22 protein-coding genes are annotated in these 24,496 nt (G+C 71.3%); 14 read left to right on the plus strand and 8 right to left on the minus strand.

Going from position 1 to position 24,496, the window contains the following annotated elements; all coding sequences use genetic code 11:
• Positions 1-10 precede the first annotated feature (10 nt).
• From ACZ69Q_RS36795 to ACZ69Q_RS36810, 4 genes are all read left to right on the plus strand, one after another.
• Positions 11-1,552, plus strand: a complete 1,542-nt coding sequence (locus ACZ69Q_RS36795) for an amino acid permease (protein ID WP_471050763.1) — start codon at positions 11-13, stop codon at positions 1,550-1,552.
• 246 nt (positions 1,553-1,798) lie between these two features.
• Complete coding sequence (locus tag ACZ69Q_RS36800; RefSeq protein ID WP_471050766.1) at positions 1,799-3,172, plus strand: peptidase C39 family protein; 1,374 nt, start codon at positions 1,799-1,801, stop codon at positions 3,170-3,172.
• A 46-nt stretch (positions 3,173-3,218) separates the two neighbouring features.
• Positions 3,219-3,362: an SCO1431 family membrane protein gene (locus ACZ69Q_RS36805; RefSeq protein ID WP_471050769.1), complete on the plus strand. Its 144-nt coding sequence runs from the start codon at positions 3,219-3,221 to the stop codon at positions 3,360-3,362.
• Between the two features lie 146 nt (positions 3,363-3,508).
• Positions 3,509-4,168, plus strand: a complete 660-nt coding sequence (locus ACZ69Q_RS36810; RefSeq protein ID WP_471050772.1) for a TetR/AcrR family transcriptional regulator — start codon at positions 3,509-3,511, stop codon at positions 4,166-4,168.
• A gap of 64 nt (positions 4,169-4,232) precedes the next feature.
• On the opposite strand, the gene ACZ69Q_RS36815 is transcribed toward ACZ69Q_RS36810, so the two are convergent.
• The gene (locus ACZ69Q_RS36815) at positions 4,233-5,483 is read right to left on the minus strand and encodes a glycoside hydrolase family 18 protein (protein WP_471050775.1); all 1,251 of its coding nucleotides are present in this window, start codon (positions 5,481-5,483) and stop codon (positions 4,233-4,235) included.
• Positions 5,484-5,817: 334 nt separating this feature from the next.
• Between ACZ69Q_RS36815 and ACZ69Q_RS36820 the strand changes: the two genes are divergently transcribed.
• The 3 genes from ACZ69Q_RS36820 (at position 5,818) to ACZ69Q_RS36830 (ending at position 9,592) form a co-directional block, all read left to right on the plus strand.
• Positions 5,818-6,990 carry an acyl-CoA dehydrogenase family protein gene (locus ACZ69Q_RS36820; protein ID WP_471050778.1) on the plus strand — a complete coding sequence of 391 codons (1,173 nt, stop codon included), beginning with the start codon at positions 5,818-5,820 and terminating at the stop codon, positions 6,988-6,990.
• Between the two features lie 417 nt (positions 6,991-7,407).
• On the plus strand, positions 7,408-8,448 hold the full coding sequence (locus ACZ69Q_RS36825) for an Rv3169 family protein (RefSeq protein WP_471050906.1): 1,041 nt from the start codon (positions 7,408-7,410) through the stop codon (positions 8,446-8,448).
• Positions 8,449-8,461: 13 nt separating this feature from the next.
• Entirely contained in the window at positions 8,462-9,592 is a 1,131-nt protein-coding gene (locus tag ACZ69Q_RS36830; RefSeq protein ID WP_471050781.1) for a phosphotransferase family protein, read from the plus strand.
• A 28-nt stretch (positions 9,593-9,620) separates the two neighbouring features.
• Here ACZ69Q_RS36830 and ACZ69Q_RS36835 read toward each other — a convergent pair whose 3' ends face one another.
• Positions 9,621-10,061, minus strand: a complete 441-nt coding sequence (locus ACZ69Q_RS36835) for a hypothetical protein (RefSeq protein WP_471050783.1) — start codon at positions 10,059-10,061, stop codon at positions 9,621-9,623.
• A gap of 268 nt (positions 10,062-10,329) precedes the next feature.
• Between ACZ69Q_RS36835 and ACZ69Q_RS36840 the strand changes: the two genes are divergently transcribed.
• The 4 genes from ACZ69Q_RS36840 (at position 10,330) to fxsA (ending at position 14,588) form a co-directional block, all read left to right on the plus strand.
• Positions 10,330-10,770 carry an Lrp/AsnC ligand binding domain-containing protein gene (locus tag ACZ69Q_RS36840; RefSeq protein ID WP_132853528.1) on the plus strand — a complete coding sequence of 147 codons (441 nt, stop codon included), beginning with the start codon at positions 10,330-10,332 and terminating at the stop codon, positions 10,768-10,770.
• Between the two features lie 133 nt (positions 10,771-10,903).
• Positions 10,904-12,508: an amidohydrolase gene (locus ACZ69Q_RS36845; protein ID WP_471050786.1), complete on the plus strand. Its 1,605-nt coding sequence runs from the start codon at positions 10,904-10,906 to the stop codon at positions 12,506-12,508.
• 554 nt (positions 12,509-13,062) lie between these two features.
• Entirely contained in the window at positions 13,063-13,902 is an 840-nt protein-coding gene (locus tag ACZ69Q_RS36850) for a polyprenol monophosphomannose synthase (protein ID WP_471050789.1), read from the plus strand.
• A 131-nt stretch (positions 13,903-14,033) separates the two neighbouring features.
• The gene (gene fxsA, locus ACZ69Q_RS36855) at positions 14,034-14,588 is read left to right on the plus strand and encodes an FxsA family membrane protein (RefSeq protein WP_471050792.1); all 555 of its coding nucleotides are present in this window, start codon (positions 14,034-14,036) and stop codon (positions 14,586-14,588) included.
• A gap of 186 nt (positions 14,589-14,774) precedes the next feature.
• Here the strand turns inward: fxsA and ACZ69Q_RS36860 are convergent, their stop codons facing one another.
• The 4 genes from ACZ69Q_RS36860 to yczE form a co-directional block, all read right to left on the minus strand.
• Positions 14,775-15,149, minus strand: a complete 375-nt coding sequence (locus tag ACZ69Q_RS36860) for an RNA polymerase-binding protein RbpA (protein WP_003977404.1) — start codon at positions 15,147-15,149, stop codon at positions 14,775-14,777.
• Positions 15,150-15,427: 278 nt separating this feature from the next.
• Positions 15,428-16,786, minus strand: a complete 1,359-nt coding sequence (locus tag ACZ69Q_RS36865) for an MFS transporter (RefSeq protein ID WP_471050795.1) — start codon at positions 16,784-16,786, stop codon at positions 15,428-15,430.
• Between the two features lie 60 nt (positions 16,787-16,846).
• Positions 16,847-17,617, minus strand: a complete 771-nt coding sequence (locus tag ACZ69Q_RS36870) for a glycerophosphodiester phosphodiesterase (RefSeq protein ID WP_471050798.1) — start codon at positions 17,615-17,617, stop codon at positions 16,847-16,849.
• Positions 17,614-18,330 carry a membrane protein YczE gene (gene yczE / locus ACZ69Q_RS36875; protein ID WP_471050801.1) on the minus strand — a complete coding sequence of 239 codons (717 nt, stop codon included), beginning with the start codon at positions 18,328-18,330 and terminating at the stop codon, positions 17,614-17,616. Before yczE ends, ACZ69Q_RS36870 begins: the two co-directional genes overlap by 4 nt.
• 64 nt (positions 18,331-18,394) lie before the next feature.
• Between yczE and ACZ69Q_RS36880 the strand changes: the two genes are divergently transcribed.
• Positions 18,395-19,903 carry an SCO1417 family PLP biosynthesis transcription factor gene (locus ACZ69Q_RS36880; RefSeq protein WP_471050804.1) on the plus strand — a complete coding sequence of 503 codons (1,509 nt, stop codon included), beginning with the start codon at positions 18,395-18,397 and terminating at the stop codon, positions 19,901-19,903.
• Between the two features lie 235 nt (positions 19,904-20,138).
• Here ACZ69Q_RS36880 and ACZ69Q_RS36885 read toward each other — a convergent pair whose 3' ends face one another.
• Together ACZ69Q_RS36885 and ACZ69Q_RS36890 are read right to left on the minus strand one after the other, a co-directional pair.
• Positions 20,139-21,767, minus strand: a complete 1,629-nt coding sequence (locus ACZ69Q_RS36885) for an ATP-binding protein (protein ID WP_471050807.1) — start codon at positions 21,765-21,767, stop codon at positions 20,139-20,141.
• 40 nt (positions 21,768-21,807) lie between these two features.
• On the minus strand, positions 21,808-22,002 hold the full coding sequence (locus tag ACZ69Q_RS36890; RefSeq protein ID WP_004002760.1) for a hypothetical protein: 195 nt from the start codon (positions 22,000-22,002) through the stop codon (positions 21,808-21,810).
• A gap of 318 nt (positions 22,003-22,320) precedes the next feature.
• On the opposite strand from ACZ69Q_RS36890, the gene ACZ69Q_RS36895 reads away from it, so the two are divergent.
• Both ACZ69Q_RS36895 and ACZ69Q_RS36900 read left to right on the plus strand, forming a co-directional pair.
• On the plus strand, positions 22,321-22,713 hold the full coding sequence (locus ACZ69Q_RS36895; protein WP_471050810.1) for an ankyrin repeat domain-containing protein: 393 nt from the start codon (positions 22,321-22,323) through the stop codon (positions 22,711-22,713).
• A gap of 299 nt (positions 22,714-23,012) precedes the next feature.
• Positions 23,013-24,431 carry a HEAT repeat domain-containing protein gene (locus ACZ69Q_RS36900; protein WP_471050812.1) on the plus strand — a complete coding sequence of 473 codons (1,419 nt, stop codon included), beginning with the start codon at positions 23,013-23,015 and terminating at the stop codon, positions 24,429-24,431.
• Positions 24,432-24,496 lie beyond the last annotated feature (65 nt).

Raw genomic sequence — 24,496 nt, forward strand, 5'->3', positions numbered from 1 at the left:
GGTCCGGCCCGTGTCACACCGGATATCCGCCCCGCGTGCCCGAGCGCGTGGTGAAGCGGATCCGCACGCGCTCGACGACGACGCCACACTGCATGCGATGGGTTATCCGAGAAAACTCACGCGACGCTTTCAGGCGTTCGACAATTTCGCCATCTCGTTCACCATCATCAACATCATCTCGGGTATCTTCTCGGGATTCGGGTTCGGTCTGAACGCGGGCGGCCCGAGCATTCTGGTCTTCGGCTGGATAGGCGTATCCGTCATGGTGCTCTTCGTGGGAGCAGCGATGGCGGAAGTCGCCTCCGCCTATCCGACGAGCGGTGCGCTGTATTTCTCCGCCGGGAAACTCGCCAAACGCCACAAGGGCGCCTGGTCCTGGTACACCGGCTGGCTGAACTTCGTGGGCCAGGTCGGCGGAACGGCCGCCACCGGGTACGCCGCGGCCACCTTCATCCAGGCCCTCATCGCCCTCCAGTGGCCCGCGTACGAGCCGACCGGCCACCGCACTGTGCTGATCACGGCCCTGATCATCGTGCTCCAGGGGCTCGCCAACACCTACACCGTTCAGCTCGTCGCCGTACTGAACAGGATCTCCGTCTGGTGGCTGCTCAGCGGACTCGTGGTCATCGTGACGGCGCTGATCGTCATTCCCGATCACCATCAGCCGGCCTCGTATGTCACGCATTTCGCGAACAACACCGGCTTCACGAGCGGCCTTTACGGCGGCATGCTCGGACTGCTCGTCACGAGCTGGACCTTCACCGGCTTCGACGGCAGCTTCCACATGTCCGAGGAAACGGTCCGGGCCACGGTCAACGCCCCGAAGGGCATCACGCGGGCGATCGCATACTCGGCAATCGCGGGACTGCTGCTGATGCTGGCACTGGTCTACAGCATTCGTGACTACGACCGGGTCGCGGGCGCCGACGCACCCCCGGTGCAGATTCTGATCGACGGACTCGGGCTCGGCGGTGCGAAGGCGCTGCTGTTGATCGTGATCGGCGCGATGCTCTTCTGCGGCCTGGCCAATCTCACCAGCAACACCCGGCAGATCTTCGCCTTCTCCCGGGACGGCGCGATGCCGGGTTCGCGCTGGTGGCACTCGGTCTCGCCGCGCACCCGTACCCCCGTCAAGGCGGTCTGGCTGGCGGTCGGCTGCTCGCTGACGCTCGTGCTGCCCGGCTGGTGGTCGCACACCGCGTTCACGGCCATCGTCAGCGTCAACGTCGTCGGGCTCTTCCTCGCCTACGCCGTCCCGATCCTGCTCAGGCTGCGGCTCGGCGACGAGTTCCAGCCGGGCCCCTGGCATCTGGGCCGCTGGGGAAGGCCGGTCGGGATCGTCGCGGTGACCTGGATCCTGGTCAGCAGTGTCCTGTTCATGCTGCCGCAGGCCGCGCCGGTCACCGCCGACTCCTTCAATTACGCGCCGGTCGCCCTGGCCGGCGTCCTGGCCGTGGCCACGGTGTGGTGGTTCACCAGCGCCCGCCGCCGCTTCCGCGGCCCGGTCAGCTACGGCCGGCCCGACGAGGTGGCGGCGATGGACCTGGTCTGACGAATCGTCATCGGTCCCGGTGCACGCCGTCGCGGCGGCGTGCACCGGGCAGCCGGTTCCTCATCTCCCCCTGTGTGCAAGGGGATTGGGTCGCCAGCGTTGCTCGGGTCATGCCAATGGTCGACACCAATATTCGTAGCCACGCCAGGGACCGAAGTGCTGGCCGAGGCCGCCTCCGGCGTTCATAGTTGGCGGACAACCGTGCGAAGGATCCGCCCGACTCGGACACCTGGGGGTCATCCGCCCATGAGCAGAGCCGAACAGCCCTCCCGCAGAACCGTCCTCGCCGCCGCGGTCGCCGCAGCCGTCGCCGGCGGCGCGGGCCCGGCCGCCGCCGACGGCGCCGCCGAGACCGCCGCGGATGCCCCGCCCCCCGCCGACGCCCGGGCCGGCACCGTCGACAACCGCGCCTGGACCACGTACCGCGACTGGCGCTGCGGCACCGCCCAGGGCACCCGGGCCCTCGCCGGCCGCCGCCCCGGCGTCGTGATCACCGCTCCCGTCGGCACCTTCGACTACACGGACCCCCACACCGGCCGCACCGCGAGCTGGGAGTACGCGACCTGGACCTCCCCCGTCCACCGGCTCGGCGTGCCGGCGACCGAGGTGATCGCCTCCTGGAGCGCGCACACCCCCGAGGGCACCTGGCTGCAGATCGAACTCGAAGGCACGTACTCCGACGGCACGGCCACTCCCTGGTATGTGCTCGGCCGCTGGGCGGCCGGTGACCAGGACATCCGGCGGACCTCGGTCGACGACCAGAGCGACGGCAGGAGCAGCGTCTGGACCGACACGTTCGCGATCGACGACCCGGCGACCGGGCTGCGCCTGACCGAGTACCGGTTGCGGCTGACCCTCTACCGCAGGCCCGGCACCCGGCTCACCCCCAAGGTCTGGCGGGTCGGCGCGATGGGTTCCGACGTCCCCGACCGCTTCACCGTCCCGGCCTCCACCCCCGGCCTCGCCCAGGAGCTGATCGTCCCGCGCTACTCGCAGGAGACCCACGTCGGCCAGTACCCGGAGTACGACAACGGCGGCGAGGCCTGGTGCAGCCCCACCTCCTCGCAGATGATCATCGAGTACTGGGGCGGCCGTCTCACCCCGGAGCAGGTGTCCTGGGTCGACCCGGCGTTCGCCGACCCGCAGGTCTGCCACGCGGCCCGGTTCACCTACGACTACCAGTACGAGGGCTGCGGGAACTGGCCGTTCAACGCCGCCTACGCCGCCACCTTCGACGACCTCCAGGGCGTCGTCACCCGGCTCGGCTCGCTCACCGACCTGGAGACGCTGATCGCGGCCGGCATCCCGGCCATAACGTCCCAGTCCTTCCTGAAGGAGGAGCTGACCGGGGCGGGGTACGGCACCGCCGGCCATCTGATGACGGTCATCGGCTTCACCGCCGACGGGGACGTGATCGCCAACGACCCGAACTCGGCGAGCAACGAGGCGGTGCGGCGCGTCTACAAGCGGCGCGAGTGGGAGAACATCTGGCTGCGGACCAAGCGGTACAACGCGAGCGGCAAGATCGTCTCCGGCACCGGCGGCGTCTGCTATCTCTACTTCCCCGCGTGTCCGAACCCGCGCCAGCGCGCGGCGCTCGCGGCGGTGGGCGTCCTGTGAGCAAGGTCTCCGCCGCATAAGCCGCTTGTGATGGCAAGGTGGGCATATGACCGCGCACTCAGCCACAGCCGCCGCCCGAGCCCGCACCGGCGGCCCCAAGGAAGACGGCCCGAAGATCCTCGAGCACGCCCTCGGGTGGACCCTCGTCGTGGTCGTCGCGATGCTGGTCACCCAGCTCGGTCTGCTGTGAGCTGACCCACACAGAACCATTTGTGTGGACATATATCGACCCTGTTGTCATCGGGTCCGTCAGGGTCGCTCAGACTCGAACGGGCGGCCGGTGGAGGTCTGGCATACTGCCGATGTCCCGCAGCCCGTTGAACAACAGGGTCTAAATTGAATATTAGTCAACAGCGCGACGCGGCCCGTCCCCGGGCCCGCGGTACCGAACGTTCGGTGGCGCGCCGTGCCGAACTCATCGCCATCGGGCGGAAGCTGTTCGCCGACACGTCGTACGACGCGCTCTCCATGGACGACATCGCACGCCAGGCCCATGTCGCCAAGGGGCTCATCTACTACTACTTCCAGTCCAAGCGCGGCTACTACCTGGCGATCATCCAGGACTCCGTCGCCGACCTGGTCACCTACGCGGCGAGCGGCATCGAACTGAATCCGGCGGACCGGGTCCACCGCACCATCGACAGCTATCTGCGCTACGCCGAGCACAACCAGGCCGCCTACCGCACCATCGTCAGCGGCGGCGTCGGCTTCGACGCCGAGGTGCACGCCATCCGGGACGGCGTGCGCGAGGCGATCGTCGCGACCCTCGCCGAGGGGGCGTACGGCCGTACCGACCTCGCCCCGCTGGCCCGCATGGGCCTGCTCGCCTGGGTGTGCAGCGTGGAGGGCGCCACCCTCGACTGGATAGACCGCCCCGAGCTGCCCCGGGACACCATGCGCGAGCTGCTGGTGAAGATGCTCGGCGGCGCCATGCGCTCCATCGAGGAGCTCGACCCCACCTACCGGACCCCGGAGCCGGCCCGTCGGGACGACTGACCCCGGGCACGCGCATGGGGCGGAGGTCTCGTGGTCCTCCGCCCCAAGCCCCCCGTGGGACCGGCTAGTTGATCGCCTTGATCAGCTCACCGTTCGCCGTGTCCCCGCTCAGCTCCCAGAAGAAGGTCCCGCCCAGCCCCTGCTGGTTCTTGTACGTCATCTTGGTCGCGATGGTCGCCGGGGTGTCGTAACTCCACCAGTTGCTCCCGCACTTGGCGTACGCGGTGCCGCCCACCGTGCCGGTCGCCGGGCATTTGGACTTGAGGACCTTGTAGTCCTCGATGCCCGCCTCGTAGGTACCGGCGGCCGCCCCGGTCGCCGTACCGCCGGGCGCCGACTGGGTGACGCCGGTCCAGCCGCGGCCGTAGAAGCCGATGCCGAGCAGCAGCTTGGACGCCGGGACGCCGAGGCCCTTGAGCTTGGCGATCGTCGCCGAGCTGTGGAAGCCCGCCTTCGGGATGCCGGAGTAGGAGTTCAGCGCGGAGTGCGGAGCCGTCGGACCGGTCGCGTCCCAGGCGCCGAAGAAGTCGTACGTCATCGGGTTGTACCAGTCGACGTACTGCGCGGCGCCCGCGTAGTTCGCCGCGTCGATCTTGCCGCCGCTCGTCGCGTCGGCCGTGATCGCGGCGGTGACCAGGTTGCCGGAGCCGAACTTGGCACGCACGGCGGACATCAGGTTCTTGAAGGCCTCCCGGCCGCTGGTGTCGCAGGTGGCACCGCAGGCGTTCGGATACTCCCAGTCGATGTCGATGCCGTCGAAGACATCCGCCCACTTGGAGTTCTCGACCAGGTCGTAGCAGGACTGGGCGAACGCGGCCGGGTTGCGTGCGGCCTCGCCGAAGCCGGTCGACCAGGTCCAGCCGCCGAAGGACCACAGGACCTTCAGCCCGGGGTGCTTCTTCTTCAGCTCGCGGAGCTGGTTGAACGTGCCGCGCAGCGGCTGGTCCCAGGTGTCGGCGACGCCGTCCACGGACTCGGCGGCGGTGTAGGTGCGCTCGGTCGCCGCGTAGGAGTCGCCGATCGCGCACTTGCCGCCGGTGACGTTGCCGAAGGCGTAGTTGATGTGGGTCAGCTTGGCCGCCGAGCCCGAGGTCTCGACGTTCTTGACGTAGTACTTGCGGTCGTAGGTGCCCCATTCGGTGAAGTAGCCGACGACCTTGGAGCCGGCGGCCGGCCTCGGTGCGGGCTGTGCGGCGTTCGACGGCTTTGCGGTGGCGGTGCCCGCGCCGGCGAGCATTCCGGCGCCGAGCACGGCCGCGCACGCGGCGGACACGAGCGCCATCAGCCGGGCGCGGGGGCGGTGCGAGAGGTGCATCGGGTGTCTCCTCGTGGGGGAGAGGGGAGCATGTGCCGATTGGCATGGACGCGATGATGCGTTGATCCGTCACCGTAGGAGGACTAGACCAGTACGTCAATGGTTCGGACCAATTTTGGAAGCGTCGATGACGTGTCGGACACTTCTTGAAGTGAGCGGTCGTTAACTGGTGACTCGATGCCTCCGATCGGGCATACTCACAGCGCACAGCCGCTGGTCAGCAGCTTCCGAGACCCGGGAATGCGAGCATCGGCCCGGCACCAGTGAGACCCGGCGGAGCCGCCCCACCCAAGGCGTACGTCCGCCGACGTGCCCGACAGGGAGGATCGTCGCCATGCCCGACCGCGCCCCGCAGCCGGTGGACCGTCAACTGCCCACGGACGAGGCCCGGGATCTGATCTCGCTCGTCCGCGACATCGCGCAGCGCGAGATCGCCCCGAAGGCGGCCGAGGAGGAGGACGCCGGACGCTTCCCGCGCGAGGTCTTCACCCTGCTCTCCGAATCCGGACTGCTCGGCCTGCCGTACGACTCCGAGTACGGCGGCGGCGACCAGCCGTACGAGGTCTACCTCCAGGTCCTCGAAGAGCTCGCCGCGGTCCGCCTCACCGTCGGCCTCGGCGTCAGCGTGCACACCCTGGCGTCCTACGCGCTCGCCAGCTACGGCACCAAGCAGCAGCAGGTCGAGCACCTCCCCGCGATGCTCGGCGGCGGGCTCCTCGGCGCGTACTGCCTCTCCGAGCCGGCTTCCGGATCCGACGCCGCCTCGCTGCGGACGAAGGCCGTGCGCGAGGGCGACGACTGGGTGATCACCGGCACCAAGGCGTGGATCACCCACGGCGGCATCGCCGACTTCTACACCGTCATGGCCCGCACCGGCGATGACGGCCCGCGCGGGATCAGCGCCTTCCTGGTGCCCGGTGACGCGGCCGGCCTGAGTGCGGCGGCGCCCGAGAAGAAGATGGGCATGAAGGGATCGCCCACCGCCCAGGTCCACTTCGACGGCGTCCGGGTCGGCGACGAGCGGCGCATCGGCGACGAGGGCCAGGGTTTCGCCATCGCCCTGTCCGCGCTCGACTCCGGCCGGCTCGGCATCGCGGCCTGCGCGATCGGCGTCGCCCAGGCGGCGCTCGACGAGGCGTTGACCTACGCGACCGAGCGCCGGCAGTTCGGCAAGCCGATCGCCGACTTCCAGGGGCTGCGCTTCATGCTGGCCGACATGGCCACCCAGATCGAGGCGGGCCGCGCGCTGTATCTCGCGGCGGCGCGACTGCGGGACGCGGGCCGGCCGTTCGCCAAGCAGGCCGCGATGGCCAAGCTGCACTGCACCGACACGGCGATGAAGGTCACCACGGACGCCGTCCAGATCCTCGGCGGGTACGGCTACACCGCGGACTTCCCGGCCGAGCGCTACATGCGCGAGGCCAAGGTCCTCCAGATCGTCGAGGGCACGAACCAGATTCAGCGGATGGTCATCGCCCGTCACCTAGCTGGTCCCGAGGGACGCTGAACTGACCGTGCTTGACCTGCGGCGCCGCGAGCCGGATCCACTCCGGGTCGTGGCGCCCGGGCAGAGTACGGCCCCGGTCCGCCCACATCCGCATCAGATCGCGGTAGATCGGCGGATCCTGCTGCTGCGGGGGCGCAGGCGGCTGAAGCGTTCCTGCGGGCCGGGGGACGAAGACGCGGCGCTGGGGCCCGGTCCCGTAGTAGGTGTGGGGCATACCAGGGCAACGCGGAGGTGGCGGGACAAGTCACCGCCCGTCGGAATCGGGCGTGAGTTCACCCGCGTCCGGTTCCCTCTCTGGTCACCCGAGGCTGTCTGACGTACCGTCAGCCCAGCCCGAGTCCAGGGAGGTTTGCCGTGGCCGACGACGACCGCCCGGTACCGCTCGACGAGTACCCGGTGCACCAGGTGCCCCTGTCCATGAAGCACGTCGCGACCAGCGACCGCAACGCCTACGACCGCTGCATCTTCCACGTCCTCGACCACCGGGGACGTGCCCTGCTGATCCTCGGCCTCGGGGTGTACCCGAACGCCGGGGTGATCGACGCGTACGCGACCCTGAGGGTGGGGGACACCCTGCGCGCCGTACGGGCCTCGGATGCGCTCGGCGAGGACCGGATGCGGCTCGCCGTCGGGCCGCTGCGGATCGAGGTCGAGAGGCCGCTGCGCCGGCTGCGCCTCGTGTGCGACGACGACTCCCTGTCGTACGACCTCTCCTGGACCGCCGACTTCCCGGCCCTGTGGGAACCCCATCACGTCCAGCGCCGCGGCGACAGGCTCACCCTCGAAGGGCGCCGCTTCGTGCAGGCGGGGAGCGTGGCGGGGGTGATCCGGGCCGGCGGTGAGGAGTTGCGGGTCACCGCTGCCGAGTGGACCGGCACCCGGGACCGTAGCTGGGGTGTGCGGCCCATACCGGGGGAGGAGGGCGGACGGCTCGCCGAGGAGCACCCGACGGAGGGCTTCCACTGGATCTGGTGCCCGGTCCGCTTCGAGGACCGGTTCCTGATGGTGATCCTCCAGGAGGACGCCGACGGGCACCGCTCGCTGAACGAGGCGACGCTGGTTCGCCCCGGCCGGCGCGACACCCAACTCGGCTGGCCCCAGGCCGAGATCACCTACCGCCCGGGCACCCGCGACCCCGAACGCGCCCTCATCCACCTCGGCGACCTCCGCAAGCCGCAGGAACTGGAGGTGGAGGTCCTCACCTCCTCCCCGCTCGCCGTCGGCGCCGGCTACCCGCCCGCCGACGACTGGCAGCACGGCACCTGGCGCGGGCGCGGCTGGACCGACCGGCGCACCTACGACCTCACCGAGGCCCACCCCATGGCCGGGTACGGCGTCACCGACCACGCCGCGCGCTTCCGGTTGGACGGCCGCATCGGTCACGGCATCTTCGAGCACGGCTCGTTCGGGCGGCACGACCCGAGCGGCTTCGCGGACTTCAAGTCGGTCGCACCCTAGGGGGTTTCGCGTCATGGCAGCCACGGCACCGCGCCCGCGCACCACCACCCGCGACCCGGAGGAGATCACCCGCCGCCTCAACGCCTGGCTCCGCACCCGGCTGCCCGGCGCCGAGGCGGTCGGCGTCACCGTCCCCGAGTCGAACGGCCTGTCCAGCGAGACCCTGCTCTTCGACATCGAACACCCGAACCGCCCTCCCCCACTCTCGGCTTCGCTCGAGCGGGAGGTGCCCCCGGCCTGCGCGTTGCGGCTCGCGGCCGACCCGGCGGCGTACACCGTCTTCCCGGTGTACGACATGCCGCGCCAGTACCGCACGATGCGCGTCGTCGCCGAACACACCGATCTGCCCGTGCCCAGGGTGCTGTGGCTGGAGGAGGACCCCGGTCCGCTCGGGGCGCCCTTCTTCGTCATGGAGCGCGTCGCGGGACGAGTGCCGCCGGACGTGATGCCGTACACCTACGAGGGCAACTGGCTGCACGCGGCGAGCGACGAGGAGCGCGAGCGACTGGAGGCGGACACGATCGCCCTGTTGGCCCGCCTGCACGACCAAGTACCGCAGCGAGAGGCCGGGTTCCTCGCCCTGCCGGGTGAGGGTGACGCGCTGCGGCGGCACGTCACGGCCCAACGCACGTACTACGAATGGGTGATTGACGGACTCGCCCGCTCACCGCTGATCGAGGACGCGTTCGACCGACTGGAGGACCTCTGGCCGGCCGATCCCGGCACACCCGTCCTCAACTGGGGTGACGCGCGCATCGGAAACATCGTCTACGACGGTTTCGCCCCCGCGGCCGTCCTGGACTGGGAGATGGCGGCGCTGGCCCCGCGCGAGGTCGACCTCGGCTGGACCGTCTATCTGCACCGCTTCTTCCAGGACCTCACGGCGGCCTTCGGGCAGCACGGACTGCCGGACTTCCTGCGCCGCGACCGGGTCGAGGCCCGCTATGCCGAGCTCACCGGCCACACGCCGCGCGACATGGACTTCTACACGCTGTACGCCGCGCTGCGGCACGCCGTCGTCATGCTCCGCATCGCCTACCGGCAGGCCCACTTCGGCGAAGTGGCCGTCCCGGCGGACCCGGACACACTGATCCTGCACCACGGCAGCCTGCGAGCCATGGTGCAGGGCAGCTACTGGAATTGAGCGAGGCGCGAGAGAACGGCGTGCGCGCTCAGGCGGCCTGGCGCCGCATGGCCGGGACCCTGATCGGGCGGGAGCCCGGGCCGCCGACGTGCGAGAACGGCTGGGTCCGCCAGTCCAGCCCCTGAGGGAGCGTCAACAGCAGGGCGGTGTCCTGCTCCTGGGGCTCGTCCGACTCGTCGGCGGAGCGGGCCTCGGCGGCCCGGCGGCCCGTGCCGGCGCAGACCGTGAGGCCGAACGGGTTCCACGGCGAGGCGCACAGCGCGTGCTCCGGCAGGATCTCCTCGTCCGCCAGCAGGGCGATGGGCTGCGCGCAGTCCGGGCAGATCACCCGGTACATCTCGAAGGTGTCGTACGCGTCGAGTTCGTCGTCGTCCTCCAGGGCGTCGGGTTCGACGCCCTCCGGAGCGGGCTCGACGACCAGTTGCGGCCGCTTGGGCGTGGTACGACCAGGGCGCTTAAGACTCTGCATGGGATTCTCCCCCTCGGGCTGGGCCGTGACGGCACTGCGGCCTCGACCACAGCAAGCACTTCCCGCCTCGTCTCGGCATTAATCACGGGCACATCACGGAGCCTGTTCGGGGCCTGTGGCCTTCGTCACATGCCGCCCGCAGGTGCCCGAGGCGGCCGGTTTGTCCCTCAGGCGGCTCACGGTCGACCGCGCGCCACATCACAAACCGGGCATGACCTGGGCTGCTGAGGTATCCGAGGAGATCAGCCGCACTGTAGGTTCTTGCGCCATGGAGGAGCTGGACCGACAAATCGTGCAGCTGCTCGTCAAGGACGGGCGGATGAGCTACACCGACCTGGGCAAGGCCACCGGCCTGTCCACGTCGGCCGTGCACCAGCGGGTGCGCCGGCTGGAGCAGCGTGGCGTCATCCGTGGCTATGCCGCGGTCGTCGACCCCGAGGCCGTGGGGCTGCCCATGACGGCCTTCATCTCGGTGAAACCGTTCGATCCCAGCGCCCCCGACGACATCGCGGACCGGCTCGCCGGTGTGCCCGAGATCGAGGCGTGCCACAGCGTGGCGGGCGACGAGAACTACATCCTGAAGGTGCGGGTGGCCACGCCGCACGAGCTGGAGGAGCTGCTGGCCCGGGTGCGGTCGCTCGCGGGGGTTTCCACGCGGACGACGGTGGTTCTGTCGACGCCGTATGAAGCTCGGCCGCCAAAGATCTGATCGCCGTTGGGGCGGTGGTTGGTCTTTGGCTGCGGGTTGCCGATGGCTGGTCGCGCAGTTCCCCGCGCCCCTTCGGGGGCGTTGCAGGGCCCCCTGTTCGGAGCGGCCCTGGTGAGGCGCGAGACTGTTTCCCATGATTGAGTCCACCGCCCAGCCGCAGACCGTTCTCCTGCGCCGAGGAGAAGTCCACAGCCCCGCCGACCCCTTCGCCACCGCGATGGTCGTGGAGCGCGGCCAGGTCGCCTGGGTCGGGTCCGAGGGAGCCGCCGACGCCTTCGCGGGCGGTGTGGACGAGGTCGTCGATCTGGACGGTGCCCTGGTCACCCCCGCGTTCACCGACGCCCATGTGCACACCACCGCCACGGGCCTCGCCCTGACCGGCCTCGACCTGTCCGGCGCCCCGTCCCTTCAGGCCGCTCTCGACCTCGTACGGGACTTCGCCGCCGCCCGCCCGGCCGACCGGGTCCTGCTCGGCCACGGCTGGGACGCCGCCCGCTGGCCCGGTGGCCGCCCGCCGACGCGCGCCGAGCTCGACGCTGCCACCGGCGGCCGCCCGCTGTACCTGTCCCGCATCGACGTCCACTCCGCCGTCGTCACCACGGCCTTGCTGGACATGACGCCCGGGGACCTCGGAGCCGTCGACGGCCCGCTCGTCGCCGACGCCCACCACAAGGTCCGCGCGACCGCGCTGGCCTCCATCACCCCGGCCCAGCGCGTCGAGGCCCAGCGTGCCGCCCTGGCGCACGCCGCCTCCCTCGGGATCGGCACGGTCCACGAGTGCGGCGGGCCGGACATCTCCTCCGAGGACGACTTCACCGGGCTGCTCCGGCTCGCCGCCGAGGAGGCCGGGCCGCGGGTCGTCGGCTACTGGGCCGAGCAGGACGTGGCCAAGGCGCGCGAGCTGGGCGCGCTCGGCGCGGCCGGTGACCTGTTCGTCGACGGCGCCCTCGGCTCGCACACGGCCTGTCTGCACCAGCCGTACGCCGACGCCGACCACACCGGCACCGCCTACCTCGACACGGCCGCCGTCGCCGCCCATGTCGCCGCCTGCACCGAGGCCGGCGTCCAGGCGGGCTTCCACGCGATCGGCGACGCGGCCGTGACCGCCGTCGTGGAGGGCGTGCGCGCCGCCGCCGAGAAGGTCGGCCTCGCCCGCGTCCGCGCCGCCCGGCACCGGGTCGAGCACGCCGAGATGCTGACCCCCGAGGCCGTGGCCGCCTTCGCCGAGCTGGGCCTGACGGCCTCGGTGCAGCCGGCCTTCGACGCGCTGTGGGGCGGCGCGGAGGGGATGTACGCCCAGCGCCTCGGCGCCGAGCGCGCCCGCTCCCTGAACCCCTTCGCGGCGCTGCTGCGCGCGGGCGTCCCGCTCGCCTTCGGCTCCGACAGCCCCGTCACGCCCCTCGACCCCTGGGGCACGGTCCGCGCGGCGGCCTTCCACCACACGCCCGAGCACCGGGTGTCCGTGCGCGCCGCGTTCACGGCGCACACGCGCGGCGGCTGGCGGGCGATCGGACGCGACGACGCGGGCGTCCTGGTGCCGGGCGCGCCCGCCGACTACGCCGTGTGGCGCACCGAAGAACTGGTGGTCCAGGCACCCGACGACCGGGTCGCGCGCTGGTCCACCGACCCGCGCTCCGGCACCCCCGGCCTGCCCGACCTGACCCCGGGCCGTGACCTGCCGGTCTGCCTGAGCACGGTGGTGGGCGGACGAACGGTCTTCGTACGGCCGGGCGAGTGATCTCCCGGGGTGGCGCGAACCCGATCACCGCGCGCCGCCCCGTCGCGCGACCTGCGCATCCTCTGCTTCGACCAGCGAAATGGGTTAAAAGCCGCAGGTCAAACGGCTGTTGACAGGCGCAGGCCCGAGGCCGGTAGGTTCGGCCGAGTCCACCACCGGACGCCCGACCGGGCAACCGCGGAACTTCCGGGATCTCGTCGCAACGCCGCTGGGTCAGGGACGGTGTGCCGCACCGGGCACCGCCACTGGGAGCCAGGCTCAGCGCTCGCGCGGCGACGACGGAACTTTCCGGCCGGTCGGGGAGGTGTGACCCGGATGGGGCCCGGGCGCTCAGTAGACAACGGCTTTCGGTCGACCCGCAGCCAGCGGGTCCCAGGTCGGCCCGAAGGGCGCCGGGCCCCCATCCGCAGCGTGCGTGCACCGGAGCACGGGCCGCGCGAAACCCGTACTTACCCCGCTCTTGCGCAATCGGCACCGCCATACGAACGTGCTGTCACGTCAGCGCAGGCCGCGACCACTATGGTGGTCCTCTGCGTAGAGATGAAGGGGCAGCAGTGAACGACGGCGACGGGACCCTCGCGGCACAGGACCGGGGGAAGCGGTTCGGTCCGCTCGGCACGGCGTTGGTGATCATTCCGACCTACAACGAGGCGGAGAACATCAAGAGCATCGTCGGCCGGGTCCGGGGGGCGGTGCCGGACGCGCATGTTCTGGTGGCCGACGACAACAGCCCCGACGGCACCGGCAAGCTCGCGGACGAGCTGGCCGCCGAGGACGACCACGTCCAGGTCCTGCACCGTAAGGGCAAAGAGGGCCTCGGCGCGGCCTACCTCGCGGGCTTCCGCTGGGGCATGGAGCACGACTACGGCGTCCTGATCGAGATGGACGCCGACGGCTCCCACCAGCCCGAGGAGCTGCCCCGCCTGCTGACCGCCCTCAAGGGTGCCGACCTCGTGCTCGGCTCGCGCTGGGTGCCGGGCGGCCGGGTCGTGAACTGGCCCAAGTCCCGGGAGTTCATCTCCCGCGGCGGCAGCCTGTACTCCCGCGTCGCCCTGGACCTGCCGCTGCGCGACATCACCGGCGGCTACCGGGCCTTCCGCCGCGAGACGCTCGAGGGCCTCGGCCTGGACGACGTCGCCTCCCAGGGCTACTGCTTCCAGGTCGACCTCGCCCGCCGCGCGGTCAAGGCCGGCTACCACGTGGTGGAGGTGCCGATCACCTTCGTCGAGCGGGAGCTCGGTGACTCGAAGATGAGCCGCGACATCCTGGTCGAGGCGCTGTGGCGGGTCACCACCTGGGGAGCGCAGGAGCGGGTGGGCAAGCTGCTGAGCCGCTCCAAGCCGGCCTCACCGCAGCAGCCGCAGCCCAAGCAGCCCCCGCAGTCGCAGGCGTAGGGCACTAGGCGCGGCTCCGCGACCGGGGCCTCGGCGTCGGTGAAAGCCGCGCCGGCCGCGTCCCGCGACCGTACGGCAGGCGCCGCCGTCCGTTTATCCCGCTCTGAGCCGCGCCCAGGCACACTGGACGCATGACGACTGGCGCACCGACCCCTACGTATCCCGCCCGGCCCCGGCGTTCCCGGCTGCGCACCTTCCTGCCGCTGGGCATCGCCGCGTGGCTGGTGCTGGAGATCTGGCTGCTGACCGTGGTCGCGGACGCGATCGGCGGGCTCGCGGTGTTCCTGCTGCTGGTCGCCGGTCTGGTGCGCGGCTCGGTGGTGATCAAGCGGGCGGGCCGGCGCGCCTTCCAGGCGCTGAACGAGGCGCTCCAGCGCGGCGGCACCCCGGCCGACGGCGGTGGCAACGGGCTGATGATGCTGGGCGGCCTGCTGATCATGCTGCCGGGCCTGATCTCGGACGCGCTGGGCCTGGTCCTGCTGATACCGCCGGTCCAGAAGGCCCTGAGCCGCTATGCCGAGCGGACCTTCGACCGCAAGCTGCGCGAGGCGACCTCCGGTTCGTTCGGTGACGCCTTCCAGCAGGCTCGCATTCACCGCCCCGACGGCAAGGTCGTGCAGGGTGAGGTCATCCGGGACGAGCCGGGTGACGCCCCGCAGGGGCCGCGGCCGCCGCTGACCGGCTGAGCCGCCGACGGGGCTGACGGGGCCGGGTCCCGGTCCCCTCGTATCCCACTGATGCGCGTCGACTCGTCGCCCCGCACCCGAAACCGGGCACACGAAAAACACGAAAACCGCGGGCGCCGTACGTCATCAAGACGTACGGCGCCCGCGGTTGTACGCGTTACCTGGTAAATCCAAGCCGCGCAGGGACTATGCGGACTTGCGGCTGTCCCGGGGGTGAACTGCGATGTTCATCGCCCCGGAGCGCAGGACCGCAAGACGTTCCTCGAGGACCTCTTCGAGTTCCTCGCGGGTACGCCGCTCCATCAGCATGTCCCAATGTGTACGCGCGGGCTTGGCCTTCTTCTCTTCAGGGCCGTCGCCGTCCACGAGGAGTGCCTGGGCCCCGCAGACCTTGCACTCCCACTCCGGCGGGATCTCCGCCTCGACCGAGAAGGGCATCTCAAACCGGTGCCCCTTCTCGCATGCGTACTCCACGGCCTGGCGCGGGGCCAGGTCGATGCCGCGGTCCGTCTCGTAGCTGGTCACCACGAGGCGCGTGCCGCGAAGAGCTCGCTCACTCATGAATCGTGCCTCCCGGGCTTGTCGCCCACAGGACAGGTGTCGCTGTCGTCGTCATCCGGTCAACGTCCGGTCGGCGGTAAAGATTCCCGTTCCGCGTCACGTTCCGGGTCGTGCGTCGCCGTCGTAGCCGCAGCCTTGCTGACCAATGTCGTACCCACCGGCGCCCGGTTTGTCACATCTGCTAGCAGATGTAACCCAGCGTTTCGGCATCTTTGACGCGCAGTAACGGTACGCCTGGCAGGCCAAACGCGTACACTACCGCCCTTTCACTCGGAACGCTAAATCGTCGTCGGCACCGGGTTGCCCGCGTCGCCGATCGCCCTGCGTACCGGAACCCTCGCGAGCAGGACGAATCCGAGTATGAAGAAGGCCACCAGGGAGATGATCGCGTCCCGGTAACTTCCGGTGAGCTGGTAGGTGAGCCCGAACAGAAGTGGGCCCAGCCAGCTCATGCCGCGGTCGCTGAGCTCGTACGCGGAGAAGTACTCGGCCTCCTTCCCCGGCGGGACGAGATGCGAGAACAGGGACCGGGACAGGGCCTGGCTGCCGCCCAGGACCAGCCCGATGCCGGCCGCGAGGACGAAGAACCACACCGGCGCCCCGGCCGGCAGGAAGTACCCGGCGGCCAATGTCACCGTCCACGCGACGAGTGAGCCGAGGATCGTCCGCTTCGCCCCGTAGATCCGGGCCAGCCGTCCCATCCCCAGCGCCCCCGCCACCGCCAGCACCTGGACCAGCAGCACGGCGCCGATGAGGGTTGACTGCCCGAGGCCCAGTTCCTCGGAGCCGTAGATCGACGCCTGGGAGATCACCGTCTGGATGCCGTCGTTGTAGATCAGGTAGGCGAGCAGGAAGGCGAGCGTCAGCGGGTGGCGGCGCATGTCGCGGATCGTCGCGGCGAGCTGCCGGAAACCCATCGCGCCCGACTTCCTGGTCCCGGGGTCGCCGGTGGAGCGGCGGTCGCGCAGTCGCCGTAGCGGGATGAGCGCCCAGGCGCCCCACCACAGGCCGGCCGAGGCCAGACAGATGCGGACGGCCGTGCTCTCCGAGACGCCGAAGGAGTCGTGCGCCAGGTACAGGACCAGGTTCACGACCAGCATCAGCGAGCCCGACGCGTAGCCGAAGGCCCAGCCGCGCGAGGAGACCGCGTCGCGTTCCTCCGGCGGGGCGATCTGCGGGAGGTAGGAGTTGTAGAGCAGCATCGCGACCGACTGGGCCGCGTTCGCCACCACCAGCAGGAATCCGCCGAGCAGATAGCGCTCGCCGCCCAGGAAGAACATGGCCGTGGTGGCGGCCGCTCCCACGTAGGCGGCGACCGCGAGCAGGGGCTTCTTGCGGCCGCTGCGGTCGGCGGCAGCGCCCACCAGGGGCATCACCAGGACGGCCACGATGACCGACAGGGACACCGAGTACGCGAAGAAGGAGCCCGCACGCACCGGGATGCCCAGAGGGTGGACGAACCCGTCCGCGTCCGCCGCCTCCTCGGCGACCGACGTCAGATAGGGGCCGAGGAACACGGTGAGCACGCTCGTCGAGTAGACGGAGCACGCCCAGTCGTAGAAGTACCAGCCGCGCTGCTCGCGCCGCCGTCCCGCGGCCTCGTCCGCCGCGTCGGTTCGCACGGTATCGGTGCCCACCCCGTGCCCTCGCTTCCCCGTGATGATCCCGCGCGAGGGCGGAGCGAGCCGCGGACCGGGTCAGACCCAGACGCCCCGGTCCTCCATGACCTTGCGCAACGTGTCGATGTGATCGGTCATGATGCCATCGACTCCCAGGTCCAGGAGCCGGTGCATCACATCGGGATCATTGATGGTCCACACGTGCACCTGGAGCCCGCGCGCGTGGGCGGTGCGCACGAAGCGGTGGTCCACCACCTGGATGCCGGACTGCGTCTCGGGCACCTGGGCGGCGACCGCCGAACCGCGCAGCGCCGCCGGCACTCCCCAGGAGCGCAGCCGCAGGTTCAGAACGCCCCGGGTGCCGTACGACGTCGCGAGGCGGGGGCCGGCCAGTCGCTGGGCGCGGACGACACGGGCCTCGGAGAAGGAGCCGACGCAGATGCGGTCCCAGGCGTTGGTGCGTTCGATGAGCTCCAGGAAGGGGTGAAGCGCCGGCTCCGCCTTGAGGTCGACGTTCCAGCGGACGTCGGGAAAGGTCTCCAGCAACTGCTCGAACAGGGGCACCGGCTCCTTGCCGGCCACGCGCGCCTGCCGTACGTCGGCCCAGGGCAGGTCGGCGATCCGGCCCGCCCCGTCCGTCACCCGGTCCAGGGTCGAGTCGTGGAACGCGACGAGCTTGCCGTCGCGCGTGGTGTGGACGTCGGTCTCGATGTACCGGTAGCCCGCTTCGACCGCGCGCCGGAACTGGAACTCGGTGTTCTCCAGGCCGTCCGCCGCCCCGCCCCGATGGGCGAAGGGGATCGGGCCGGGGTGGTCGAGGTAGGGGTGGCGTATCCGCGTGGTGCTCACGGACGCAGTATCGCTCCCCGGGGTTGCCCGGTGGCAACGACCGTGCTGCCGTCGGATGCCGTGGGGACGGCGAACATCCGCAGGAAGAACTGGGCGAGCGGGCCGATCGACAGGGCGTACAGGAGGGTGCCGATGCCCACGGTGCCGCCGAGGGCGAAGCCGGTCACCACGACCGCGATCTCGACGGCCGTGCGCATCAGGCGGATCGAGCGGCCGGTGCGCCGGTGCAGGCCGGTCATCAGGCCGTCCCGGGGGCCGGGGCCGAAGCGGGCGGCGATGTAGAGGCCGGTGGCGACGCCGTTGAGCAGGATGCCGGCCAGGAGAAGGGGGATCCGGACGGCCAGGGTGTGCGCCTCGGGGGTCAGGGCGAGCGTGGTGTCCATGGCGATGCCGACCACGAAGACGTTGGAGACCGTGCCGAGGCCCGGGCGCTGCCGCAGCGGGATCCACAGCAGCAGCACCGCCGCTCCGACGACGATCGAGACGACGCCGATGGTGAGGCCGGTCAGCTCGGCGAGGCCCTGGTGCAGCACGTTCCAGGGCTCCAGGCCGAGGCCCGCCTCGACGAGCAGTGCCGAGCTCACGCCGTACAGCGCGAGCCCGATGTAGAGCTGCGACAGCCGTCGTACGAGATGCCCCTGCGTGAGCCGCTGTGTGACATGCCCCTGCGTGGACAAGACGTGCCCCCCTGTGGTGGTAGTGGCCTGATGCATGACACCCTGTGGCTTGGGATGTAACGCCATCCATGGCCAATTCGGAGAAGGTGGACTGGAAATCATGGCGCAGTGGACTTCCGCGGTGGGCGCCGCGCAGCTCGCCCGGCTCCTCACCTCCCAGCAGGATCGCCCCGCGGGGCCGGGCAGCAAACGTCCGCCCGCGTATCGGGCGCTGGCCGACGGCATCCGGCTGCTCGTCCTGGAGGGCCGCGTTCCGGTCGCCGCGCGGCTGCCCGCCGAGCGTGAGCTGGCCCTCGCGCTGTCCGTGAGCCGTACGACCGTGGCCGCCGCCTACGAGGCGCTGCGCAGCGAGGGTTTCCTGGAGTCGCGGCGCGGGGCCGGGAGCTGGACGGCCGTACCGGCCGGGAACCCGCTGCCCGCGCGCGGCCTTGAGCCGCTGCCGCCGGAGGCGCTCGGCTCCATCATCGACCTGGGCTGCGCGGCGCTGCCCGCACCCGAGCCATGGCTGACCCGTGCCGTCCAGGGCGCCCTGGAGGAACTGCCGCCGTACGCCCACACCCACGGCGACTATCCGGCCGGGCTGCCCGCGCTGCGGTCGATGATCGCCGAGCGGTACACCGAGCGCGGAATTCCGACCATGCCCGAGCAGATCATGGTGACGACCGGGGCGATGGGCGCGATCGACGCGATCTGCCATCTGTTCGCGGGCCGCGGTGAGCGGATCGCGGTCGAGTCGCCGTCGTACGCGAACATCCTGCAGCTCATGCGGGAGGCCGGGGCGCGGCTGGTGCCCGTGGCCATGGCCGAGGGGTTGGCCGGCTGGGACATCGACCGGTGGCGGCAGGTGCTGCGGGAGGCGGCGCCGCGGATCGCCTATGTCGTCGCCGACTTCCACAACCCGACCGGGGCGCTGGCCGACGACGACCAGCGGCGGCGGCTGGTCGACACGGCGCGCTCGGCCGGGACGGTGCTGGTCGCCGACGAGACGATGAGCGAGCTCTGGCTCGACCCGGACATCGAGATGCCGCGGCCCGTCTGCGCCTTCGACCCCGCCGGCTCGACCGTGATCACCGTCGGGTCGGCCAGCAAGGCCTTCTGGGCGGGCATGCGGATCGGCTGGGTGCGGGCGGCTCCGGATGTGATCCGCAGCCTCGTGGCCGCACGCGCCTACGCCGATCTGGGCACGCCCGTGCTGGAGCAGCTCGCTGTGAACTGGCTGTTCGGCACCGGGGGTTGGGAGCAGGCCGTGGACGTGCGGCGGGGGCAGGCCCGGGAGAACCGGGACGCGCTGGTCGCGGCGGTGCGGCGGGAGCTGCCCGAGTGGGAGTTCGAGGTGCCCGGGGGCGGGCTCACGCTGTGGGTCCGCACCGGGGGCCTGTCCGGGTCGCGGCTCGCGGAGGCGGGCGAGCGGGTCGGAGTACGGGTGCCGTCCGGGCCCCGGTTCGGGGTGGACGGGGCCTTCGAGGGGTATGTGCGGCTGCCGTTCACCGTGGGGGGCGCGGTGGCCGAGGAGGCCGCGGTCAGGCTCGCCGCGGCGGCCCGGCTGGTGGAGAGCGGCGTGAGCGGGGTCAGCGGAGCGGGGGAGTCGGTACGGCCGTTCGTCGCCTGAGCGGCGAGGGGGCCGACGCAGGCACGCGCTGCCTTGTCGTCAGGGCCGCCCTTGGCCGGGCGCTGCCTTGTCGTCAGGGCCGCCTTTGGCCGGGCGCTGCCGTCTCGTCAGGGCCGCCTTTGGCCGGGCGCTGCCGTCTCGTCAGGGCCGCCCTCGGCCGAGTGCCGCCTTGTCGTCAGGGCCGCCCTTGGCCGGGCGCTGCCGTCTCGGCAGGACCCCCCTCGGCCGAGGGCGGTCAGGTCGTCTCCGCGACCACGGCGTCCGCGGGGACCGGCTCCGGTTCGGCCTTCTCCAGGTCGGTCAACCGCTCCGCCTCCACCGGCGCCGTCCGCTCCGGCAGCAGCTCCAGCACCGCCTGGCGGTGGGCGTCGCTCGTCGCGTCGTCGTAGGGGTCGGGGGTCGCCGGGACCTGGAGGCGATGGACGGGGCCGGTGCCCAGACGGGCGTAGCCGCGACCGGGCGGGACGTCGGCGACCGGCGTGGTGTGCGGAGGGGCGCCCAGGGCCGACTCCAGTTGCGGGGCCGTCGCGGGGCCGAGCACGACACGCGCGCGTGTGTGCTGCCGTACCGCGTCGGACAGGGCGTCCATGGTGTCCCACTGCTCGGCCACGACCACCGTGACGCTCGCCGCGCGGCCGTGCCGCAGGGGCACCTGGAGCAGGGACTGCGGGTCCCTGCGGCCGTCCGCGGAGGCGAGGTGGGTGAACGCGGTCGGGCGGTCCAGCAGGAGCCACAGCGGACGCTTGGTGTCGTCCGGCGGGGGGTTGCCGGCCTGCCGGGCCCGGTTCACGGCGATCAGGCGCCGCTCCGTCTCCGTCGCGGCCCACTCCATGCTGGCAAGAGCCCCGGCCAGCCCGCACTCGACGGCCAGGACGCCGTCCCGTCCGGTCAGGCAGGCGTACTCGCCGGTGCTGCCGCCCTCGACGATGACGACATCGCCGTACTGGAGGGCCTGGAGCGCGATGGAGCGCAGCAGGGTCGAGGTGCCGCTGCCCGGCTGGCCGACGACCAGCAGGTGCGGCTCGGTGGAGCGGATGCCGGTGCGCCAGACGACCGGCGGCACGTCGCGCTGCTGGGCGCCATGGGTCAGGGGAAGCGTCCGCTGGACCGCGCTGGGGTCGGTGAAGCCGAGGACGGTCTCGCCGGGGGCCGTGACGAAACGCTGGGCGGCGATGTCGGTGGGCAGCGGGGCGAGGACGGTGACGGTGAGCTCGTTGCCCTCCTCGTCCCAGTCGAAGTGGTACTCCCGGCCGCGGCCGGACTTCGTCGTCAGCAGATGCTCGATCCGAGCGCGGGCCTGGGCCTCGCCGTCGGTGAAGTAGGCCGGGTAGCGCACGAGGAGCCGGCTGACGCGCCCGGTGCCGTCGAAGTCGAACTCCGGGAAGGCCTTCTCCCACTCGCCGCCGTGGGTGTACAGCGGGGCCGGGTCGTCGGCCGCGGAGAAGTACGGGACCAGCGCCTCGTACAGCGCCTGCAGTCGCTCCCGCTGGGACTCGTCGGGGCCGTCCGGCGTCGCCGGCCGGCGGTCCCGGCCCTGCCAGGCTGCCGCCGCCATCACGGTGATGACGGCGAGCAGCGGCCCGTACGGCACGAGCGCCACGACCAGGATCACCGAGGCCACCATGAACAGCAGCGCTCCGCGCCTGTCCTTGGGGGTCTCGGCCCATCTGCGCCGCCCGGCCGAGGCCAGCCGGCGCAGACCACGGGTGATCGTGATCAGTGGATGGAGGACGTCAGAGGCGCTGTCGCCGGCCGTCCGGGCCAGCTCCCGGCTTCGGGCGAACTGCGCCCGGGCCAGATCCCGGCTCCGGGCGATCTGCGCGCTGCCTGTGCTCAGGATGCGGGGGAGGGGGCGGCGGGCCACTGCTGTCTCCTACAGGTGCGTACGGGCGGGTGGGGCGGCGTCAGAACTGGATGCCGCCCAGGAGGCTCGCGAGGCTCTCGCCGCCGGCCTTGATGCTCGGGGCGATCGCCGTGCTTGCCAGATAGAAGCCGAACAGGGCCGAGATCAGGGCGTGCGACGCCTTCAGCCCGTCCTTGCGGAAGAAGATGAAGACGACGATGCCGAGCAGAACGACGCCTGAGATGGAGAGGATCATGTGAGTGCTCCTGGATTGTGGGGACAGTCACCATGAGTACTTCCAGGCTCACAGGATGTATCCATACGATAAAAGGTGCAACTGGGTGAAATTCGGCAGATTTCCCCCGGGTGGCGGAGTGTCCTTGACCGGATGAGCTTGGGTGTCGCGTCCGGCTGTGTCTGCGATGATCTTTGCCTCGGGCGCACCGGGTCATGTGCCGCGCTAGCCAGTACGCTGGCGAATCACTCGTACGGCCGAGCACCGCTCGCCGGCCGTACCCTTGCTCCCCACAGCAGCCTGCAGTCCCCGTGTACGTAGTGAGAGGCGGTCCGGCCGATGACTGATGCCCCCGACCCCGAGGTCGTGGAGCTGGCGACCAAGATCTTCGATCTGGCCCGGCAGGGGCAGACCGAGGCGCTCGTGGCGTACGTCGACGCCGGCGTTCCGGCCAACCTCACCAACGACCGCGGCGACTCCCTCGTGATGCTCGCCGCCTATCACGGCCACGCGGACGCGGTGCGCGCCCTGCTCGCCCGGGGCGCCGAGGCGAACCGTGTCAACGACCGAGGCCAGACGCCACTCGCCGGTGCCGTCTTCAAGGGTGAGACGGAAGTGATCAAGGTCCTTCTGGAGAGCGGTGCCGACCCGGCCGAGGGCACGCCGTCGGCGGTCGACACCGCCCGCATGTTCGCCAAGGCCGAGCTGCTCGAACTATTCGGGGCTCACTGAGCCGAAGCGCTGACCAGCTAGAACACAGAAAACGGGGGAGGCGGTACAGGGCCGCCGAAATTTCGGTCGCGGCAGATGGAAGTGCCGAGTCATCATGACGTCGTGATTCACGGACGCGATGGCTGGGCAGGTGTTGCCGCACCGCGCGGGCCGTGATCGGTCCGCATGGGCCACCGACGAGAGGCAGAGGAAGATGGTCTACAGCAAGCAGGAAACGGCGGGCGCCCCGACGTGTTGTCACGCGGCCAGGTGAAGCAAGAACCCCGGTTGCGTCGACGCTTGATGTGAGGCTGTTTCCCATGTTCGAACCGGTCATAGCGCCCAGCGGAACGCTGCTCGGCCTGCTCCAGCGGGGCCGCGGCGACGGCACACTGCACGCGCTCACCGCCCCGCGGGCCGAGGCGCTCGCGGCCCTGAACCACTGCGTGCTGCGGGACCCCCGCCACGACTGGCAGGTGGAGAACCGCTCCCTGTACTACGCCCGTCTCTACCTCGACCTGAACGGCGAGCTGGACGAGATCGAGGCCCATCTCTTCGACGTCGAGGACGCCCTCGACACCGAGGAGTCCCGCACGGGGCTGGCCCTCGCCGTACTCGGCCACCTCGCGTCCTACGGCAGGCGGGACGCCCTGCAACTGCTGCGCAGGTACGCCGCCTCGGGCTCCAACTGGGCCTGGGCGCTGGACGAACTCGCGCTCAGGGACGACGACACCGGGCTGCGCGCCCTGGCCGCGCCCGTGCTCGCGCGTTTCCCGGCCGATCCCGAGGGCGAGGCCGAGCTGGCCTCCGCCGTACGCGACGCCTTCGAGCCGCGGCCGTGGCGGCTGTGGGCAAAGGATCCGCGCGAATCGATCGCCACGCGCGTGCGTGCCGCTCAGGAGGCCGGCTGTTTCGACCGCTGGCAGCGCCAGATGCGACCTACCGGGCCCCGTCCGGGGTGGAGCGTGCAGGCGGTCTTCGAGTGGGCCCAGCAGGGCATGGAACGTGGTGCCGCGCTCCATGTGCCGGCCGCCCGGTGCCTCATGGCCGTCGCGGGCCCCGAGGACCGGCCCGAGATCGTCGCCGCCGCCGAGGACGGCTTCGACGGAGCCCGCTGTACCGCCCTGCGTTACCTCGCCGACAGCAACGACCCGGACGCCCTCGACCTGATCGAGGCGGCCGTGGTCACCGGCACACCCGCCGTCGTGGAGGCCGCCGTCGACGCCTTCGAGCGCATGCGCAGCGTCGCCGCCGTCGACCGGGCGCGCGGCTGGGCCCGACGGCCCGATCCGCTCGGTGCCGCCGCCGGACGCATGCTCTCCTGCCGGGGCGGAGCCGAGGACAAGGACCTCGTCCTGGCCGCGCTACGAGAAGCCGTACGCGGCGAGGGCCCCGACGCCCCGACGCTGTGGACCCTCGTCGACGGCACCGGACGGCTCGGCATCGCCTGCGCAGCCCCCGTGCTGCGCCACATCTATCGCGAGACCGCCTCGTCCCACCTGCGCGGCCGCACCGCCCGTGCCCTCGCCGCCACCGACCCCTCCTTCCCGTCCGGATTCGCCGTCGAATGCCTCTGGGATTGCGAGGAGACCACCCGCGAGATCGCCGCCCGGCACGCCGAGACCGGGGACACGCGCGTCGTCGAGCGACTGCGCCGGCTCGCCGCCGATCCGGCCGAGGAGGCCGAGGTCCAGACCGCCGTACGCAGCCGGATCGGGCCCGACCCGACCGCCGGCTGACCGACGGGCGGGACATGTGTCCACCCTGTGAATTTCAGGGAGATCCGCCCGCCGGGTGAACTCCG

The sequence above is a fragment of the Streptomyces sp. NPDC036764 genome (assembly GCF_055609385.1).